21 protein-coding genes are annotated in these 17544 nt (G+C 68.5%); 9 read left to right on the top strand and 12 right to left on the bottom strand.

All coding sequences use genetic code 11. The features are described 5' to 3' along the window. Positions 1-57: 57 nt before the first annotated feature. From VMT40_RS21120 to VMT40_RS21110, 3 genes are all read right to left on the bottom strand, one after another. Positions 58-453 carry an NUDIX hydrolase gene (locus VMT40_RS21120; RefSeq protein ID WP_326360155.1) on the bottom strand — a complete coding sequence of 132 codons (396 nt, stop codon included), beginning with the start codon at positions 451-453 and terminating at the stop codon, positions 58-60. A gap of 34 nt (positions 454-487) precedes the next feature. After that, positions 488-925 carry a hypothetical protein gene (locus tag VMT40_RS21115; RefSeq protein ID WP_326360153.1) on the bottom strand — a complete coding sequence of 146 codons (438 nt, stop codon included), beginning with the start codon at positions 923-925 and terminating at the stop codon, positions 488-490. Between the two features lie 174 nt (positions 926-1099). Continuing rightward, positions 1100-1648, bottom strand: coding sequence for a hypothetical protein (locus VMT40_RS21110; RefSeq protein ID WP_326360152.1), 549 nt, complete (start codon positions 1646-1648; stop codon positions 1100-1102). Between the two features lie 39 nt (positions 1649-1687). Here VMT40_RS21110 and VMT40_RS21105 point away from each other — a divergent pair, with 39 nt between their 5' ends. Beyond that, complete coding sequence (locus VMT40_RS21105; protein WP_326360151.1) at positions 1688-1957, top strand: YciI family protein; 270 nt, start codon at positions 1688-1690, stop codon at positions 1955-1957. A 51-nt stretch (positions 1958-2008) separates the two neighbouring features. Here VMT40_RS21105 and VMT40_RS21100 read toward each other — a convergent pair whose 3' ends face one another. Then, entirely contained in the window at positions 2009-2599 is a 591-nt protein-coding gene (locus VMT40_RS21100; protein WP_326360150.1) for an isochorismatase family protein, read from the bottom strand. Between the two features lie 134 nt (positions 2600-2733). Here VMT40_RS21100 and VMT40_RS21095 point away from each other — a divergent pair, with 134 nt between their 5' ends. Continuing rightward, positions 2734-3720 carry a GlxA family transcriptional regulator gene (locus VMT40_RS21095; RefSeq protein WP_326360149.1) on the top strand — a complete coding sequence of 329 codons (987 nt, stop codon included), beginning with the start codon at positions 2734-2736 and terminating at the stop codon, positions 3718-3720. A 23-nt stretch (positions 3721-3743) separates the two neighbouring features. On the opposite strand, the gene VMT40_RS21090 is transcribed toward VMT40_RS21095, so the two are convergent. The 5 genes from VMT40_RS21090 to VMT40_RS21070 form a co-directional block, all read right to left on the bottom strand. Then, positions 3744-4541 (bottom strand): family 1 encapsulin nanocompartment shell protein, encoded by a 798-nt coding sequence (locus tag VMT40_RS21090; protein WP_326360148.1) that lies wholly within the window; start codon positions 4539-4541, stop codon positions 3744-3746. Between the two features lie 3 nt (positions 4542-4544). Then, positions 4545-5555: a Dyp-type peroxidase gene (locus tag VMT40_RS21085; RefSeq protein ID WP_326360146.1), complete on the bottom strand. Its 1011-nt coding sequence runs from the start codon at positions 5553-5555 to the stop codon at positions 4545-4547. A 62-nt stretch (positions 5556-5617) separates the two neighbouring features. Beyond that, on the bottom strand, positions 5618-5944 hold the full coding sequence (locus VMT40_RS21080) for a cupin domain-containing protein (RefSeq protein WP_326306118.1): 327 nt from the start codon (positions 5942-5944) through the stop codon (positions 5618-5620). 135 nt (positions 5945-6079) lie between these two features. Next, positions 6080-6565 carry a dihydrofolate reductase gene (locus VMT40_RS21075; RefSeq protein WP_326360144.1) on the bottom strand — a complete coding sequence of 162 codons (486 nt, stop codon included), beginning with the start codon at positions 6563-6565 and terminating at the stop codon, positions 6080-6082. Next, on the bottom strand, positions 6562-7368 hold the full coding sequence (locus VMT40_RS21070) for a thymidylate synthase (protein WP_326360143.1): 807 nt from the start codon (positions 7366-7368) through the stop codon (positions 6562-6564). Before VMT40_RS21070 ends, VMT40_RS21075 begins: the two co-directional genes overlap by 4 nt. Before the next feature lie 20 nt (positions 7369-7388). Here VMT40_RS21070 and cobF point away from each other — a divergent pair, with 20 nt between their 5' ends. Both cobF and VMT40_RS21060 read left to right on the top strand, forming a co-directional pair. Continuing rightward, entirely contained in the window at positions 7389-8153 is a 765-nt protein-coding gene (gene cobF / locus VMT40_RS21065; RefSeq protein WP_326360142.1) for a precorrin-6A synthase (deacetylating), read from the top strand. A 67-nt stretch (positions 8154-8220) separates the two neighbouring features. After that, positions 8221-9831, top strand: coding sequence for an AMP-binding protein (locus tag VMT40_RS21060; RefSeq protein WP_326360141.1), 1611 nt, complete (start codon positions 8221-8223; stop codon positions 9829-9831). 24 nt (positions 9832-9855) lie between these two features. Here VMT40_RS21060 and VMT40_RS21055 read toward each other — a convergent pair whose 3' ends face one another. Continuing rightward, a complete protein-coding gene (locus VMT40_RS21055; protein WP_326360139.1) occupies positions 9856-10233 on the bottom strand; it encodes a winged helix-turn-helix transcriptional regulator in 378 nt (125 codons plus the stop codon). A gap of 69 nt (positions 10234-10302) precedes the next feature. Here VMT40_RS21055 and VMT40_RS21050 point away from each other — a divergent pair, with 69 nt between their 5' ends. Together VMT40_RS21050 and VMT40_RS21045 are read left to right on the top strand one after the other, a co-directional pair. Beyond that, positions 10303-10956, top strand: coding sequence for a nitroreductase family protein (locus tag VMT40_RS21050; protein WP_326360138.1), 654 nt, complete (start codon positions 10303-10305; stop codon positions 10954-10956). A 56-nt stretch (positions 10957-11012) separates the two neighbouring features. Beyond that, positions 11013-11879: an Fpg/Nei family DNA glycosylase gene (locus VMT40_RS21045; RefSeq protein WP_326360136.1), complete on the top strand. Its 867-nt coding sequence runs from the start codon at positions 11013-11015 to the stop codon at positions 11877-11879. A gap of 68 nt (positions 11880-11947) precedes the next feature. Here the strand turns inward: VMT40_RS21045 and VMT40_RS21040 are convergent, their stop codons facing one another. Next, a complete protein-coding gene (locus tag VMT40_RS21040; RefSeq protein WP_326360135.1) occupies positions 11948-12646 on the bottom strand; it encodes a pyridoxamine 5'-phosphate oxidase family protein in 699 nt (232 codons plus the stop codon). 132 nt (positions 12647-12778) lie between these two features. On the opposite strand from VMT40_RS21040, the gene pdxR reads away from it, so the two are divergent. From pdxR to VMT40_RS21025, 3 genes are all read left to right on the top strand, one after another. After that, on the top strand, positions 12779-14179 hold the full coding sequence (gene pdxR / locus VMT40_RS21035) for a MocR-like pyridoxine biosynthesis transcription factor PdxR (RefSeq protein ID WP_326360134.1): 1401 nt from the start codon (positions 12779-12781) through the stop codon (positions 14177-14179). Then, complete coding sequence (locus tag VMT40_RS21030) at positions 14176-14421, top strand: DUF2630 family protein (RefSeq protein WP_326306128.1); 246 nt, start codon at positions 14176-14178, stop codon at positions 14419-14421. Before pdxR ends, VMT40_RS21030 begins: the two co-directional genes overlap by 4 nt. A 164-nt stretch (positions 14422-14585) precedes the next feature. Next, positions 14586-16202: a carboxylesterase/lipase family protein gene (locus VMT40_RS21025; RefSeq protein ID WP_326360133.1), complete on the top strand. Its 1617-nt coding sequence runs from the start codon at positions 14586-14588 to the stop codon at positions 16200-16202. A gap of 18 nt (positions 16203-16220) precedes the next feature. Here VMT40_RS21025 and VMT40_RS21020 read toward each other — a convergent pair whose 3' ends face one another. After that, positions 16221-17462 (bottom strand): hypothetical protein, encoded by a 1242-nt coding sequence (locus tag VMT40_RS21020; protein ID WP_326360131.1) that lies wholly within the window; start codon positions 17460-17462, stop codon positions 16221-16223. Positions 17463-17544: the final 82 nt, after the last annotated feature.

Raw genomic sequence — 17544 nt, 5'->3', positions numbered from 1 at the left:
TGCTTCGGCAGGGATTGGGAGTTCGAGGGCCTCGCCCTCGAGCACTCATTTGGTGATTCAGTCGATCAGGCCGAGGGCGTGCAGGCGGCGGAAGACCAGTAGCGATCCGGGGGCGACCTCGTCCATGGCGGCGTATTCGTCGAGGGTGAACCAGCGCAGTTCGGCGATTTCGCCCGACGGCTCGGGCGCGGCGGTGAGTTCACCCAGGAAGCAGGTCATGTGCAGGCGGGTACCGGGGGCGTGGCCGTAGGCCTCGGCTTCGAATACCCCCAATTCACTGACGGCGGTGGCGCCCACGCCGAGCTCCTCGCGAATCTCCCTGTGCAGGGCCATTTCCGGTGTCTCGCCCGGGTCGATCTTGCCGCCCGCCATATAGAAGACGGTCTTGCCGGTGGATCGGGTCTGCAGCATTCGCCGATCCCGGATATGAGCCAGCGCCGCGGTGCGAATCACCCCTCCCACCCTAGCCAGCCGAGATAGCGCGGGGTTAGCAGGCCACCCGTCCGGGTTTGCGCTCGGACCCACCGACGGCCCGCACCGCGGCCGCGAGCGCCACCACCGGAGGCACCCAGCGCGCCTCGTGGGGCATGACACTCCAGGCGATCGCACGGCCCGGACCCGGCAGCGGCACCCGCGCGCCCTCGGTGTGGACGATCGCCCCGGCGGCCCGCAGACTGTCGAGGGCCCGCGCGGCCTTGGCCACGCCGACGACCAGATGGATCTCCCGCCGCTGCGGTCCCATGACCTCGAGCACCGGGCCGGACAAGTTGTTGGCGCGCAGGTATCGGCGCACCCCGGCGGCGACGGAGCCGGTCAGTTCGAGGGCGGCGATCCGCTCGTCGGTGATCAAATCGAGGCCGTCACCCGCCATCTCGATCGTCCATCCGTACCGGCGGAAATCCTCCGCCGCAACGCTCAACGCCACGATCAACACCCTCACACCTGCCGCTGTGCATCCCATCCGTCGTGGCTGTGAGGTTCTATAGAGAACGCTGCGATCACCGGCCACCCCAAGGATTTTGGCGGCGCGGTGCGGTGCGGACATCCCCCTGCGGTCGCCGATGCCTCAGGGATTTCCCCTAGGTGGGCGGTCGCGGGCTCAGCGGGTGGGCGGCGCGATCTTCCAGTGGTACCGCAGGGCTTCGGCGATCTCCGGGAGAACGGTCACCGGAATCCGCTTGTGCCGCAGAATGGTTCGAATCTCATTGACCTGCTCGCGTTTGCGCATGTCATAGGCGTTCGAAATCGGCCGCACCACAGGCGGAATCGACAGCAGCACCAACTCCCGATGCGGCTCGTCCCCGCCATTGAGATCCAGCGCCAGCGTCCAGCGCCCCTTCTCCCCGAGCGTGAACCGCCCCGCGACCACCCGCTCCCACGCGACGGTCGACGCACCCCACGGCGTCCGCCGCACGATCGCGTCCTCGGTCAACTCCACCCCATCCCGCCCGAACAGCACGATCAGCGCGCCGACGGCCACGGCCGCCCCGAAAAACAGCCCGGTGAATATCCGATTCACCCCGAACGCCCCCACCGTCCCCACACAAACGACCCCCACCAAGACCAACCCCACGACCGCGTACCCGGCCACCCGCCGCCCCGGCACCACGCCCGCCCGCACCATCCCGCCACCGCCTCCCGAAGCCAACTGCCGGTCACCGTACCCGCAAGCACCTACAGTGCAGGCATGAAGTACGTCCTGTTCTACGACTCGGCCCCGGATGTGGCCGCGCGGGCGCCTGCCTACTTCGCGGAGCACTGTGCGCGGTGGAAGGAATTCGCCGATCGCGGTGAGCTCCTCATGATCGGCACCTTCGCCGATCCGCAAACCGACGGCTCCATGGCCGTTTTCACCACCGAGGAATCCGCCCGGCAATTCGCCGAGAGTGACCCCTTCGTCCTGCACGGCGTGGTCAGCGCCTGGCGTATCAAACCCTGGAACGAAGCACTCGCCTGAGCCGGGCGGATTCCGGTGCGGGGGTGGGGGCTCGGGCCCGGGCCGGATGGGTCAGTTCAGGTCGGAGCCCGAGGCGACGACGACGCCGTAGAGGTCGGCGATCGTGGCCAGGGCGGCATTGTGCAGCTGCTCCGCGGTGACCTCGCCCGCCGCCGATTTCAGGGGGCGGGTGGCGGAGGCGTCGGCGACGACGGTGGGATGGTTGCCGCGCAGGAACGCGCCCTCGGTGGTGAAGGTGACGCACATGTGGGTCATGAAGCCCGCGAGAATGAGGTTCTTGTTGCCCGCGGCGTCGACGCGGTCGGCGAGGTCGGTGTCGACGAAGCCGTTCGGAACCGTCTTGACCACAACGGGTTCGCCGTCGCGGGGAGCCACGCGCGGATGGATCTGGCCGATCTCCTCGCGGATGTCGTAGGGGGTGCCGACACCGCCGTCGTTCATGACGTGAATGACCTTCGCACCCGCCGCGCGGGCCCGGGTGAGCAGGGCGGCGGCCGCGTCGAGGGCGGGCTGCCAGCCGGTCAGTTCCATGACGCCGCGGGTGTAGGTGTTCTGGTAGTCGATCAGGATCAGGGTGGAGTCGGCCAGGGTGGCCGGGGTCTGATCGAGGCCGCCGAGGTCACGCAGGGTCTGCGCGGACATGGATATTCCTCCTGGTTACAGGTCCGAACCGCCGTGTGCGGCGGACGTTTTCCACGCTATGGCCCGGCGGCCGTGTCGGAAATGTCATGTAACCTGCAGATCCGGACATTGCCGCGTCGACCCGACGGAGGACCGTGGGCACCATCGAACGATTCGTCGTGATCGCGCTGTTCGATCGCGTCGATCTGCTGGACGTGACCGGGCCGCCGGAGGTGTTCGCGCTGCTGCAGCGAGAAATGAACGGGGAGACCGGATATCACGTGGTCCTCGCGGCGGAGACGCTGGATCCGGTGACGACCTCCGCGGGTGTGCGGGTGCTGCCGGATGTCACCTTCGCCCAGATCGCCGACCGCGCCATCGACACCCTCGTGGTACCGGGTTCGGTCGAGGTCGACGGGGACGGGCGGGTGCGCGCGCTCAGCGATCCGGGCGTGGTCGAGTGGGTGCGCACCCTCGCCGCGCACACGCGCCGCATCGCCTCGGTGTGCGTGGGCGCGCACATCCTCGCCGACGCCGGGCTGCTGGACGGCAAGCGCGCCACCACGCACTGGTCCACGGCACAGCAGCTGGCGGCCGAGCATCCGGCCGTCGCGGTCGACGCCGACCCGATCTTCATTCGCGACCAGAACGTCTGGACCGGTGCGGGACTCACCGCCTGCCTGGATCTGGCGCTCGCGCTGGTCGCCGACGACTTCGGTGACGCGCTCGCGCTGCGCGTGGCCCGCCAGCTCGTCATGTTCCTGAAAAGGCCCGGCGGACAGAGCCAATTCAGCGTGACGCTGGAACCGATCTCGACGACGCGGCGCATCGACGATCTGCGGCACTACATCACCCGCAATATCGCCGGGCAGCTCACCGTCGCCGAGCTGGCGGCCCAGGCGCACGTCAGCGAGCGACAGCTGACGCGCATCTTCAAGACGGATCTCGGCACCACCCCGGCGGCCTATATCGAGTCCGCCCGGGTCGAATTCGCGCGCCATCAGCTCGAGACGACCGACAACACCCTGGAACGGGTCGCGACCCTGTGCGGTTTCAATACCACCGACACCCTCACCCGGGCCTTCCGGCGCACCCTGGACACCACGCCGACGGAGTATCGAAACCGCTTCCGGATCAACTGATCACGCCTCGAGCGTCACTGTGGTCACGCCTCGAGTGCGACCGCCGCCTCGGCCGTGTACACCAGGAACGTCAGGCTCTCCTGGAAGTACAGCTGCACCGACTCCGCATCGTGCGAGAGATAGCCGATAGACAGATCCTGGCCCAGCTGCAGATCGAAATCCCCACCGCGCGTGGACAAGACGAACGCGCCGTCGATGGCCGGGGCCCAGATGATCTCGCCGTCGATGAGCCGCTCGATATGGGTGCGAATCGGGTGGCCGTGGTCGGAGGTCTCGCTCACCGCGGTGTACAGATCCGCGGACAGCAGCACCGAATACGGGCCGTCCACACCGGCCAGCCGCAGCTTGCTCAGCGCCTGCGCGACCGCCTCGGGGGCCAGCCGCGGATCGCCGGGCAGCTTCACCGACTCGCTCGAGGTGCTGGCCCGAATGCCGGTGATGCCCGCCGCCGGATAGCCCTCGAAAATGGCCCGGTCCTCGGCGAACGCGATCTTCTTGGCGGCGTCCTTCACCGCGTCCAGATCGGTGTCGCGGGCGCCGCGCTCGACATTGTCGAGCTGCTCGCGCGAGAGCGTGAACGGCACCCGCAACTCCACCACCGGGACCACCACGCGCTGGCGGGCCTGCACGCCATCACCGGGGGAGCCGATGAGGGTGGTGCGGCCCACGCCGACCGCGGAGAAATCGGTGCCGTGCGGACCGGACAGATCCACCACCCGGCGACCGGCGATGTGCCGCTTGAAGGTTCGCGTCGCCTCCTCCTCGATGGCCGACCAGGCCTCCGAGGTAATGGGCGCGAGTTCGCGGTGCAGGTTGTTCATGCCTCAACTCCTTCTCAGCGTCCCGATACCCAGAGATCCGTCCCTGGACACCACGCCATTGGTTGCGGGAGATTCCCGGAGTACTGCCGCCGCCGGGGCGGGAGCGTCCGGCAGCGCGTCGAAAAACCCCGCGGCCGGGGCGAAGAACGAGGTGCCGGTGACGGCGGTGGAGAAATCCAGGATGCGGTCGTAGGCGGCGTCCGGGCTGCCCAGGAACATGCGGGTCAGCATGGTCTCGGTGACCGCCGGATCATCCGCGTAAGCGATGAAGTACGTGCCGAATTCGCCGTCCTTGACCGACCCGAACGGCATGTTCGCGCGGATGATAGTGCCGTTGGTGTCCTGATCGTTCACGGCCACATGGGAATTCGCGGGCTTCTCGTCGTCGGGCAGTTCGAAGTCGTCGAGTTTGGTTCGCCCGATGACCTTTTCCTGCTCGGTGACCGAGAGCGCCTTCCACGAGTCCAGATCGTGCAGGTACTTTTGCACGGTGACGTAACTGCCGCCCGCGAATTCGGGATCCTCATCACCGACCAGCGCGGCGGTGATGCCGAGCTGACCCTCCGGATTCTCGGTGCCGTCCACGAAACCGAGCAGATCGCGCTGCTCGAAGTAGCGGAAGCCGACCGTCTGATCCACGATGGTGGCCGCGCCGGAGAGCCGCTCGGCGATCTTCATCGCCAATTCGAAACAGGCGTCCTGGGTTTCGGCCTTGAGGTGGAACAGCAGATCGCCGGGCGTGGCGGGAGCCTGATGCTTCTCACCGAGGAATCCCGGAAACTCGTGCAGCTGCGCGGGTTTCGGCCCGGAGAATAGGCGATCCCACGCCTGCGAGCCGATGCCGGTGAGGCACGCGAGCCCCGAACCGGGCACCCGGAAGCCGACCGAGCGGCGCAATCCGGGCAGATCTGCGAGCAGATCCCGCACCACCGCCTCGCCACCCTCGTCGATCGTGGCGACGAGGAAGATCGCGGCCGGTGTGAGCGGGTCGAGGATCGGCTGTGGCTCACCCATGATCATCAGCCTAGGCCCAGGCCCCGACAGCCGACGCGCGCGGTGGGTCGGTGTCCGCCGGGCTACTTGGCCACGGTCAGGAGAAACGCCACGTCATCGATGGCCTTCACGCTGTGGCGGGCGTTGGGGATCACAATCAGGTCCCCGGCCGAGCCCTTCCACTCATTGGTGCCGCTGATCAAGGTCAGCACTCCGGACAGGACGATGAGCGTCGCCTCGCCCGGATTCTCGTGTTCGGCCAGCGTCTGTCCGGCCGTCATGGCGATCACCGTCTGGCGCAGACTGTGGGTGTGGCCACCGCAGATGGTCATCGAACTGCGTCCGCTCGAGGCCGTGGCCGCCAGCTTGAGCTGCTGGCGAGCGACCGCGGTCAGCGATTTCTTGTCCATGGACTGCCTTTCGCCGGAATATCGCTGAGTATGCCGGACGCGGCCGGACGGATCGGCTGTTTCGAGACGTGTGTGCGGGAATTGCCGCCGCTCCGCCTCCCCGCGCTTGTGGGATGAGCATCCGCGTTATCGGACTTACCGCGTATAACGACGGAAGCGGTAGCGCAGACCCTTCTTCGACTTCCGCCACTCGCTGTCATCGGCCTGCCATTCCGGGTCGATCACCGGGGCCAGGGTGTCGCCGTCGATATCGGCGTCCACCTCGGTGACCATCAGCTCGGTGGCGAGAGGCATTGCGGCACGGTAGATTTCGCCGCCGCCCGCGATCCACACCGACCTGTCACCGGCCAGCTCGAGCGCCTCGGCGAGCGAGCCCGCCCGCTCCGCGCCCTCGGCCGACCAGTCGGATTGCCGGGTCACGACGATATTGCGGCGGCCCTCCAGGGGGCGGAAACGCGCGGGCAGCGAATCCCAGGTCTTGCGACCCATCACCACCGGATGCCCCCAGGTGACGTCCTTGAAGTGCGCCATGTCCTCGGGTATGCGCCACGGAATCGCGTTGTCCCGCCCGATGATTCCCTTCGGCGTCTGGGCCCAGATCAGCCCGATCGTGCGGCTCATACGGCGACGGGGGCCTTGATCGCCGGATGATGCTGGTAATTCTGGACTTCCACGTCCTCGTATTCGTAGTCGAACAGCGAGGTGGTGGGCCGCAGGTGCAGCGTGGGGAACGGGTACGGCTCGCGGGTCAGCTGCTCGCGCACCTGCTCCACGTGATTGTCGTAGATGTGCACATCGCCGCCGGTCCAGATGAAATCGCCGGGCAGCAGCTCGGTCTGCTGCGCCACCATGTGGGTCAGCAGGGCGTAGCTGGCGATATTGAACGGCACGCCCAGAAACAGGTCCGCGCTGCGCTGATACAGCTGGCACGACAGCTTGCCGTCGGCCACATAGAACTGGAAGAAGGCGTGGCAGGGGGCCAGGGCCATCTTGTCCAGCTCCGAGACGTTCCACGCCGAGACGATCATGCGGCGCGAATCCGGGTCGGTGCGCAGGGTCTGCAGCACCTGCGAGATCTGATCGATGTGGGTGCCGTCCGGCGTCGGCCAGGACCGCCACTGCACGCCGTAGACCGGGCCCAATTCGCCATTGCGGTCGGCCCATTCGTCCCAGATGGTGACGCCGTGCTCCTGCAGCCACTTCACATTCGAATCGCCGCGCAGGAACCACAGCAACTCGTAGACGATCGACTTGAGATGCACCTTCTTGGTGGTGATCAGCGGAAAGCCCTGCGACAGGTCGTAGCGCAGTTGATGGCCGAAGATGCTGCGGGTACCGGTACCGGTCCGATCCGCCTTGGGGGTGCCGGACTCCAGGACCAATCGGAGCAGGTCCTCGTACTGGGTATCTCGGGCGCTCTCCACGCCTGGCAAGCTTACGCACCGTGCGGAAGTTGTATGTGATCGGAATCGGGGCTGGGGATCCCGACCAGGTGACGGTGCAGGCCATCAAGGCGATGCGCCAGGTAAACGTGTTCTTTGTCATCGGCAAGGGCGCCGAGAAACAGGAACTGGTGGACGTGCGCGCCACCATCCTGGCCGAACACGCGACCCAACCGCACACGATCGTAGAGATCACCGACCCGCCGCGCGACCGGAGCGTGCCGGGCCGCGGTGCGGATGCCGCCTATCAGGGCGCGGTCGCCGATTGGCACGAGGCGCGCGCCGAACTCCTGGAACGGGCCTTCACCGAAACCGACGGCGTGGGCGGCATTCTCGTGTGGGGTGACCCGTCGCTATACGACAGCACCCTGCGGATCGTCGAGCGCGTATTGCAGCGCGCGCGAATCCGGTTCGACTACGAGGTGATCCCCGGCATCACCAGCGTCCAGGCCCTGGCCGCCGCGCACCGCATGGTCCTGCACGAGATCGGCGAACCCCTCCACATCACCACCGGCCGCAAACTCCGCGACGACGGCCTGGCCCCCGGCCAATCCACCCTGGTCATGCTCGACGCCGACTGCTCCTTCACCCAGATCCCCGGCGACGACATCCACATCTGGTGGGGCGCCTACCTCGGCATGCCCGACGAACTCATCATCGAAGGCCCCCTGCGTGCGGTCGAAGACGAGATCGTCCGCCGCCGCGCCGCCTTGCGTGCGGTCAAGGGCTGGATTATGGACACGTACTTGCTGCGCCGCGGGCTCTGACCCCTCCCGCGATGCCGTCCTGGCGTCAGCTATTGACTCTTACTGGCGAGGCGTCAATAGTCGCTGCATGACATCCCCGATCCAGCGCGCGGAACAGCTTCGTGACGAGTACGGTGCGCCCGATGCCAATGCGGCCGAGTTGTTGTGCGACCGGCATCCTGCCGATGCGGTTGCTTTCACCTTTGTGCAGCCGGATTTGAGCAGTGTGGACGTGACTTTCGGGGAGTTGCGGGAGAAGTCCGAGCGGGTCGCCGCCGGGCTCGCGGAACTCGGTGTGGTGGAGGGGGATCGGGTTGCCACGCTGATGGGAAAGTCGCAGGAGTTGGTCATCGCGCTGTTGGCCATCTGGCGGCTCGGCGCGGTGCATGTGCCGCTGTTCACCGCGTTCGCGCCCGGCGCGATTGCCATGCGGGTCACGGGCAACGGCACCAAATTCGTCATTACCGACGGGGCGCAGCGGGCCAAACTCGCACCGGGAGAGGACCTTCCGGCCGATCGGGAGTGGCGGGTCATCACCACCGGTGCGCCCGAGGGTGATGATGTGGCGTTCGGGGAGCTGCTCGAAAATACCGGTCCCGCACCGAAATCCGTGTCCATTGGCGGTGACGGCGTGCTGGTCGAGCTGTTCACCTCCGGTACCACCGGGACGCCCAAGGCCGTGCCCATGCGGTTGGGCGGCATGGCGGGCGTGGTCATGTATCTCGAATACGGCATCGACTACGCCGAAGACGATGTGTTCTGGAATATCGCCGATCCCGGGTGGGCGTACGGGCTCTACATCGCCATCCTCGCGCCGATGGCCAAGGGGCGGCGCAGCCTGCTGGTGTGCGCGGCCTTCGATCCGGTCTTGACCTGGCGGGTGCTGGCACGGTTCGGTGTCACCAATTTCGCTGCCGCGCCGACGGTTTACCGGGCATTGCGCAATGTTCCCGTCCCCGAAGGGGTGTCGCTGCGGCGGTTGTCCTCGGCGGGCGAGCCGCTCACGCCGGATGTCATCACCTGGTCCGAGCGGACGCTCGGCGTGGCGATTCGCGACCACTACGGGCAGACCGAGACCGGTATGACCGTCGTCAATGCCTGGCATCCGGATCTGCTCGCGGACATCAAGATCGGGTCCATGGGGCATCCGATGCCCGGGTACACCGTGGAGATCCTCGACCTGGACTCCGAGGAACCCGCCGCACCCGGCGCGGCCGGGCGGGTGGCCATCGCGACCTCCAGCCCGCTGCTCACCTTCCGCGGCTACCGCAACGCACCCGAGGCCAGCGCCAAGCGCTTCACCGCCGACGGCCGGTGGTACCTGACCGGCGATGTGGCGTCCCGGGATGAGGACGGCTACCTCACCTTCGCCTCCCGCGACGACGACGTGATTCTGATGGCGGGCTATCGGATCGGGCCGTTCGAGGTGGAAAGCGTTCTCGCCGGGCATGATTCGGTGTCGGAGGCGGCCGTGATCGGGGTGCCCGACGAACTGCGCGGCGAGGTGCTGATCGCGATCGCGGTGGCCGCGCCGGGCGTCGAGCCCGATGACGCCTTGGTCGCCGAACTCCAGCAACTCGTCAAGCAGAAGCTGGCCGCACACGTCTATCCGCGGCGCGTCCACTTCGTGCCCGAACTGCCGAAGACGCCCAGCGGCAAGGTGCAGCGGTTCCTGCTGCGAGAGCAGTTCCGCGACTGACGGATTCACGTCCCGGGGCCGCGTTCACTGGTGGGCGGCGGCCCTGGCGCGTTCGATCTCGTTGATGTGCTCCTCGGTCCACTGTCGCAGGGCGGCAATGGGTTCGGCGAGGCTGCGGCCCAGCGGGGTCAGTTCGTACTCCACACGCGGGGGAATCGTGGGATGCACCGTGCGGGTGAGGAATCCGTCGGCCTCCAGGCTGCGCAGGGTCTGGGTGAGCATCTTCTGGGAGACGCCGCCGATGCGCCGGGCCAGATCGGTGTAGCGCAAAGTGCCTTGCTGCAGCAGCGAATCGATCACCAGCACGGTCCATTTGCCCGCGATGTGGTCGAGGACCTGCCGGGTGGGGCATTTGGCCGAGTAGACGTCGGCGGGGAGGCCGGAGGATTCGACGATTGTCACCTTGGGGAGAGTAACGCACTAATTAGTGCTGTCTTTCCGAAAGTGTGTCACTCTCCGATGGTTAGTGGCATGACCACGATGAGCGTCGCCGAGGCGATCCGCACCCGCCGCACCGTCCGCCACTACCGCCCAGACCCCATCGCGCCCGAGACCCTCGAAACACTCCTCGAGTTGGCGATGGAAGCCCCGTCCAGTTGGAACCTCCAGGACCGGTCCCTGGTGGTGGTCACCGATCCGGCCCGGCGCGAGGACCTGGCGTGGGCGACCGACGGGCAGCCACAGCCGCGGGAGGCCCCGGTCATGCTCGTCTTCGTCGCCGAACCCCAGGCCTGGCGCGCCGACCGCACCGACATCTTCGACCTGGCCCGCCGCAACCACGCCTGGAACGACGAGTTCATCGCCGAATTCGCCGCCGCCTCCACCGAATTCCAGCGGTCCCTCGCCGACCGCGACCTGCTGCGCGAATACGCGGTCAAGGACGCCATGCTCGCCGCCGCCTACGTCATGCTCGCCGCCACCGCACTCGGCCTCGCCACCTCTCCGATGAACGGCTGGGACGAAACCAAGGTCAAGAAGGTGATCGGCATCGAGGACCGCGACGACCTGGCCATCGCCCTGCTCATGTCGGTCGGCCACCCGGCTGAAACCCGACGGCACCCGGGCCGCCGCCCCCTCACCCACACCGTCTTCCGTGACACGTACCCCAAGCCTCGAGCAAGCTAGCGGCACGCCACCGATCGTGGAAGGACAGTGTCGGTCCTGGTCGGTAGGCTGCGGTTGTGCCCGAGTTGCCGGAGATCGTGGCCCTGGAACAATTCCTGGCCGAGCATGCGGTGGGTGCGGTCGTGGGGCGGGTCGATGTGGCGGCGCTGAGTGTGCTGAAGACCTTCGATCCGCCGGTGACCGCACTGCAGGGCCGTGACGTCACCGGGGTGGGGCACTGGGGCAAGCATCTCGGGATGGATTGCGGCGGGCTGTGGTTGATCACGCACCTGTCGCGGGGCGGCTGGCTGCGCTGGATCGACGAGCCGGGAGCCAGTCCGCCCAAGCCCGGCAAGGGGCCGCTGGCCCTGCGGGTGCACTTCTTCACCCCCGAAGGGGCCACGCCCGCATTCGATCTCACCGAGGCGGGCACCAAGAAGCGGCTGGCCGTGTGGGTGACCGAGGACCCGCTCTCGATTCCCGGCATCGCCCGCCTCGGCCCCGACGCCCTCGCCGTGAGCGAACCCGAATTCGCCGAGATCCTGCACGGCACCTCCGCGCGCGTGAAGACCGCCCTCACCGACCAGACCCTGATCGCGGGCATCGGCAACGCCTACTCCGACGAAATCCTGCACTCGGCAAAGCTTTCCCCCTTCGCGAACTCCGGCACCCTGGACGCCGAACAGCTGGCCCGCCTCTACTCCGCCATGCGCGCCACCCTCTCCGACGCCATCCAACGCTCGGTGGGCCAGGACGCCGCCCGCCTCAAGGGCGAAAAGCGCTCCGGCTTCCAGGTTCACGCCCGCACCGGCCTGCCCTGCCCCGTCTGCGGCGATACCGTCCGCGAAGTCTCCTACGCCGACAAGTCCTTCCAGTACTGCCCCACCTGCCAAACCTCCGGCAAAATCCTCGCCGACCGCCGCATGTCCCGCCTCCTCAAATAGCGACGAGCATGCACCAGCGCGGATAAATGTCCCGAAATGCCCTGCGCCAGTGCATGGTCGTGAGATTTTCAGAGGGGTTGGAGGGCGGAGGGCGCGGCGGTGCACCTGTTCAGGACGTGCGCGGGGATTTCGATGCCCGGGTCCAGGTCGTCCGCGGGGATCGGGGCGTCGAAGACCTGGCGCATGGGGAGGACTCCGGCCCACACGCCGCCCGCGGCGATGTCGTCGGGCTCGTCGCGGGGGCCGCCGGTGCGCATCTTCACCGAGGCCTCGGTGAGGTCCAGGGCCAGGACCAGGGTGGCGGCCATTTCCTTCTTGTTCGGGGAGCGGACCGCGTCCCAGGCGCCGGGGGCGGCGTGCTCGACAATGACGTGGAGGGCGTGCAGGCGCTCGGCGGGGTCGGTGAGTTCGATTGGGCGGGCGTGGATTACGGCGGAGCGGTAGTTCATGGAGAAGTGCATGGCCGAGCGGGCGTAGACGATGCCGTCGACGTGGGTCACCGAGACGGAGACGTCGCCGGTCATGGCGGCGCGCAGGTTGCCCGAGCCGGTGGAGCCGTGCAGGTAGAGGGTGTCGCCGTCGCGGCCGTAGATGGTGGGGATGACCACGGGGGTGCCGTTCAGGACGACGCCCAGGTGGCAGATCGGCCCGGCGTCCAGCACCGCGTCCAGGTCGGCGCGGTCGGTGCGCCCCCGCTCCTTGGACCGGGTGAGGCTGCTGCGCGGGGTGGGTGACAAGGGCGGCCGAGTCGAAGCTGTCTCACTCATGGGACCAGTTTCGCGGGCGAAATGGCATTACTTAATAGCCAATTCTCCGCAAGATTCACGGACCACTTTGGATGACGTATCCCTGTAGTGGCATGCTGACGTGGACCGATTGCTCAGTGATCAGGAGGCCACTTGCGGGGAAATCGCCTGGTCGACGACGATTTGCCGTTCACGATCGACCGTGAGAGCGGCATGCCGCTGGCCGCGCAGGTGGCGGAGGGGCTGCGGCGGGCCGCGACCACCGGCACGCTGCGCGGTGGGGATCGGTTGCCGTCGTCGCGGGAGTTGGCCCAGCGGCTCGGGGTGAGTCGGACCGTGGTGACCGCCGCGTATGACCAGTTGCACGCCGAGGGCTGGCTGGATGGGCGGCACGGGTCGGGGACCTACCTGACGGCCGCGCCCGCGCCGGTCACCGCGCACGCCGACGGACCGGAGCGGGTCGATCCCCTGGCGGGTCTGCTGGATCTGGGTGCGGGCGCGCCCTCCATCGAGGCCATCGATCCGGCCGCCTGGCGACGGGCCTGGCGGGCGGCCTCGGATCGAATACCGTTGATCCGCAGGGACCGTCGCGGTGAGCCCGAGTTCCGGGAGACCGTCGTCGAACACCTGCTGCGGCATCGCGGGCTCGGTGCCAGCAGCGGGACCACGGTATTGGCCACCGCCGGAACCAGTTCGGCCGCAGGTGAACTCGCCGCGGCCCTGTTGCGTCCCGGCGACGTGGTGGCCGTCGAGGATCCCGGCTATCAACGGGCCGCGGGAGCCTTCCGCGCGGCCGGGGCGAAGCTGGTCCCGGTGCCGGTCGACGCCGAGGGCCTGCGGGTCGATCTGCTGCACGAGCACGCGCGCATGGTGTATTGCACTCCGGCGCATCAGTTTCCCCTCGGCGCGCGGATGCCCGCCGCCCGCCGGGTGGCCCTCATCGAATTCGCCCGCCGCACCGGCGCTCTGGTGATCGAGGACGACTACGACGGCGAATTGCGCTACGACACCGCCCCTTTGCCGCTGCTGGCCACCCTGGCCCCCGACGCCGTTGTGCACCTGGGCACCACCAGCAAGATCCTCACCCCGACCCTCGGCGTGGGCTGGCTGGTGGCCGACCCCGCCGTGGCCGAGGCGGTGCTGGCCCACCGCGAACTCACCGGCACCAGCCCGGCCCCGGCCGGGCAGCAGGTCGTGGTCGAACTCGCCCGCCACGGCGATCTGGCGCGCCACCTGCGCCGACTGCGTCGCGATATGCCGCGACGCCGCGCGCTCGTGGTGGCCGAACTGCGCGGCCGCGGTCTCGAGATTCGCGGTGACGACGCCGGATCGCATGTCTTCGTGCCCCTCGACTCGGCCGACCACGAGGATCGCGCGGTGGCCGCCGCCCGCGAACTCGGCGTCTACCTCGACGCCCTGGCCCGCTATCACGTCGGTCCCCGGCACACCTTCGGCCTCGCCCTCGGCTATGCCGCGCTGCCGCTGGCGGACCTGCCGAAGGCCGTCCGGTTGGCCGGGGATGCGCTGGCCCGGGTCGTACAGTGGAGCGCATGACCGAAAAGGACATCCACGCGCGCATCAAGGAACTCGTGGATCGTGAGCACGAGCTGCGCGCCAAGACCACCGGCGGCCAGATCGACCCCGAGGACGAGCGTCGCCAGCTGGCCGAGATCGAGGTCCAGCTCGATCAGTGCTGGGACCTGCTGCGCCAGCGTCGCGCCCGCCTCGATCAGGGCCGCAACCCGGACGAGGCCGAGGTCAACTCCGCCCGGCAGGTCGAGGGCTACCTGCAGTAGCGACGGCACCGAATTCCGGGGTCGTCCCGCGCGGACGGCCCCGGATCGAACGATTTCCGAGAATTCGTCGCCGCCACGAGAATTTTCGGGGGTCGCGGCAGCGAATTTTCGGGCCGGGGCATAAGCCCCTGGGAGCGGCCGAGAGTTCGGCTTACGCTTTTCGGATGGTGGCAACGACAGACATCACAACCGCGGACGGAGTGGTTCGCGGAATCCGGGGCCGCCGCGTTTCACGCTGGCGGTCCATTCCTTTCGCGGCTCCCGCGGTGGGCGACCTCCGTTTTCGAGCGCCGCAGCCGGTGCAGCCGTGGAGTGGGGTGCGTGACGCCACCGACTTCGGTTATGCCGCAATGCAACACCGCGACGGCGCGCGGATCGGGCCCCGGCAGGCGCAGCCGACCGGCGAGGACTGTCTGACGCTCAATGTCACGGTCCCGAACGAGCCCGCGGCCACCCCGCGCCCGGTCATGGTCTTCATTCACGGCGGCGGCTACCTGATCGGAACCTCCGCGCTGCGGCTGTATTCCGGTGCGCGGCTGGCGCTGCGCGGTGATGTGATCGTGGTGTCGGTGAACTATCGGCTCGGCGCGTTCGGCTACCTCGATTTCGGCGAATACTCCACGCCCACCACCCCATTCGACTCCAATATGGGCCTGCGCGATCAGGTCGCGGCCCTGGAATGGGTGCGGCGCAATATCGGCGCGTTCGGCGGCGATCCGAACAATGTCACCATTTTCGGGGAATCGGCCGGTGCCCACGCGGTGCTGGCGCTCCTGTGCACCCCGGCCGCCGCGGGCCTGTTCCATCGCGGCATCGCGCAGAGCGCACCCGCCGACTGGGCCCCGACGCAGGCCGAGGCCCGGCTCTTCGCGCGCCGCTGCCTCGATCAGCTGGGCATCGCCCCGGAGGACGCGGCCAAGGCGCTGCGGGAGCTCCCGGCGAACGAGATTCGCCGCGCGGTCGACCGCACGGTCTCGAAGGTGATGCGCGAGCAGCCCGGTCTCTTCCCGGTCGCCCCCGTGGTGGACGGCGACTATCTGCCGACCTCGCTCATCGCGGCCTTCAGCAATGGCACCGCGCACCGGGTGCCGCTCATCATCGGCACCAATCGCGATGAGGCCACCCTGTTCGTCCGCTTCGACGACACCCTCCCCACCACCCCCGACCGCATGCGCTGGGTGCTGCGCCACGTCGATCAGGCCCTGAGCCCGGGCGGCGGCGACACGCCCCTGTTCACCAAGCTCGGCCAGACCATGCCGACCTCGCCCGAGCGCATGCACGAGGCACTCGCCGACTACGGCGCGGCCGTCGAATCCCGGCTCGCCGCCGCCTATCCCGGCTTCCCGGGCAAAAGGGCCGCCGTCCGCATGGGCGGGGACTTCACCTTCTGGCGTCCCTCGGTGCGAGTCATGGAGGCGCACAGCCGATTCGCGCCCACCTACGCCTACCGCTACGACTTCGCGCCCCGCGCAGTCCACTTGGCGGGCTTCGGTGCGACCCACGCCCTGGATCTGATCCCGGTCTTCGGGGCGGTCGACTCGGTCTTCGGCCGGGCCCTGACCTCCGCGGGTGGCCACCGCGCCTTCCGGGCCGTCTCCCGGCAGTTCCAGGACAATTGGCTGTCCTTCGCCCGCAGCGGCACCCCGCTCGCGAACTGGCCCGCCTATACCGAGGAGCGGCGCGCCACCATGATCATCGACTCGCCCCCGCGGGTGGAACTCGATCCGGATCGCGCCAAACGCCTGGCCTGGCAAGGGGTTCGCATTCCGGCGCTCACGTAACCACGGCGTGGTGCGCGGTCACCACGGTCTGGCGCGCAGACCCAACTCGGCGAGCGTGGCCTCGGCCAGCTTGGTCAATGCGGCGGCGGATCCGATGGCGTCGGGGTCGAGGCCGACCAGCGACAGCGTATAGGTGTCGGCAATGCGGCTGAGATACCCCGAGAGCCGTGTGCGGGGGAGGGCGTCGCGGCGCAGGCTCGGATGGATGGCGCGGGCCGCGACCCCGGTGCACGCGTGCGGGCCCAGGGACAGCAGGGACTCCGGGAGGTTTCCGATATTGGAGCACAGGATGTCTCGTTCGCCTGCGCCCTTGGCCAGCCGGTACGCCCAGCGGTCGGGGACGACCTGAAGGATCTCCTCCGGAATGCCGCCCGGACTGGTCATGCGGTGCTCGTAGGCCGCGCGGGCCTTGGCGCGCAGGCTCGCCGGGGTATCCGCGCGGGTGATGGCGACCTCGGTCATGGACATGTCGTTGTCCACCCGCGGCTCGTCGCGGGTGTCGACCGGGAGGCTGGCGGCCATGGTGTCGCCGGGAAAACCGCTGGCCCACAGCATGTTCGCGACCAGGTGGACGAACAGGCTGTTGGCGGTGCCGCCGTGGGCGACCGCGACGCGATTCCACTCGCGGGCCGGAATCTCGAGCACCGTGCTGCGGGTGGCGGCGTCGGTGCGGCTGCCGGACAGCGCCTTTCGCGGCGGCGGCGAGCTCGGCCGTTGCGGAATGCCGTGCCGCAGCGCGCGGGCGGTCCCGCCCAGGACGGTGGCCCACATGCGCCGGGCGTCGGCCCAATCCGAATGGCCCGCAACCGGTGCCGCGAGCGGGATTCCGGCGAGCGCGTTGTCGATGGCCAGCACCAGTGCCCGCCCGTCGGCCAGGGCGTGCGAACAGGTCAGCGCCACCACGCAGCCGCCGTCGTCCAGGCGCGCAGCGGTCAGCCGCCAGCCCGGACCGGTCTCCGGGTTCAGCTCGTCACCCTGCCGGTCGGCCCAATCCAGGATCGCGGCAACCGGAATCGGCTCCGGCGTCATGGTGAACGGATACGCCGACTCATTGGGCTGCCAGCGCGGTCGCGCCCCCGGCACCCGGGAGCGCGCCACGCGTCGGCCGAGCGGTCCGGTGCGCAGGTCGCGGTGTACCCGCCAGAGCAGGGCGGGATGCACGGGTTCGGCGGTACGCCAGAGTCCCTGCAGGACGATCGGGGTGCCCATGCCCCGATGCGACCGCAGGAAGATCTCGTCCAATACGCTCAGCCGATCCATCGAACGGCTAGCGTACCGATCGGTTGCATGTGGCGCTGCCGGACCTATTCGGGGCTGGCCCGACCGCTCTCACGAGGCTCGA

Source organism: Nocardia sp. CDC160 (assembly GCF_035818795.1).
Classification (GTDB): domain Bacteria; phylum Actinomycetota; class Actinomycetes; order Mycobacteriales; family Mycobacteriaceae; genus Nocardia.
Note: the sequence above shows the minus strand (reverse complement) of the source record. Positions and strands in the feature narration are given on the sequence as shown.

What these genes read in the sequence shown, in the direction of transcription:
- VMT40_RS21105 (WP_326360151.1), top strand. Translation starts at nt 1,688, where the DNA reads ATGAAGTACGTCCTGTTCTACGACTCGGCCCCGGATGTGGCCGCGCGG.
- VMT40_RS21100 (WP_326360150.1), bottom strand. Translation starts at nt 2,599, where the DNA reads ATGTCCGCGCAGACCCTGCGTGACCTCGGCGGCCTCGATCAGACCCCG.
- VMT40_RS21090 (WP_326360148.1), bottom strand. Translation starts at nt 4,541, where the DNA reads ATGAACAACCTGCACCGCGAACTCGCGCCCATTACCTCGGAGGCCTGG.
- VMT40_RS21085 (WP_326360146.1), bottom strand. Translation starts at nt 5,555, where the DNA reads ATGGGTGAGCCACAGCCGATCCTCGACCCGCTCACACCGGCCGCGATC.
- VMT40_RS21080 (WP_326306118.1), bottom strand. Translation starts at nt 5,944, where the DNA reads ATGGACAAGAAATCGCTGACCGCGGTCGCTCGCCAGCAGCTCAAGCTG.
- VMT40_RS21075 (WP_326360144.1), bottom strand. Translation starts at nt 6,565, where the DNA reads ATGAGCCGCACGATCGGGCTGATCTGGGCCCAGACGCCGAAGGGAATC.
- VMT40_RS21060 (WP_326360141.1), top strand. Translation starts at nt 8,221, where the DNA reads ATGACATCCCCGATCCAGCGCGCGGAACAGCTTCGTGACGAGTACGGT.
- VMT40_RS21050 (WP_326360138.1), top strand. Translation starts at nt 10,303, where the DNA reads ATGACCACGATGAGCGTCGCCGAGGCGATCCGCACCCGCCGCACCGTC.
- VMT40_RS21040 (WP_326360135.1), bottom strand. Translation starts at nt 12,646, where the DNA reads ATGAGTGAGACAGCTTCGACTCGGCCGCCCTTGTCACCCACCCCGCGC.
- VMT40_RS21030 (WP_326306128.1), top strand. Translation starts at nt 14,176, where the DNA reads ATGACCGAAAAGGACATCCACGCGCGCATCAAGGAACTCGTGGATCGT.
- VMT40_RS21025 (WP_326360133.1), top strand. Translation starts at nt 14,586, where the DNA reads ATGGTGGCAACGACAGACATCACAACCGCGGACGGAGTGGTTCGCGGA.
- VMT40_RS21020 (WP_326360131.1), bottom strand. Translation starts at nt 17,462, where the DNA reads ATGGATCGGCTGAGCGTATTGGACGAGATCTTCCTGCGGTCGCATCGG.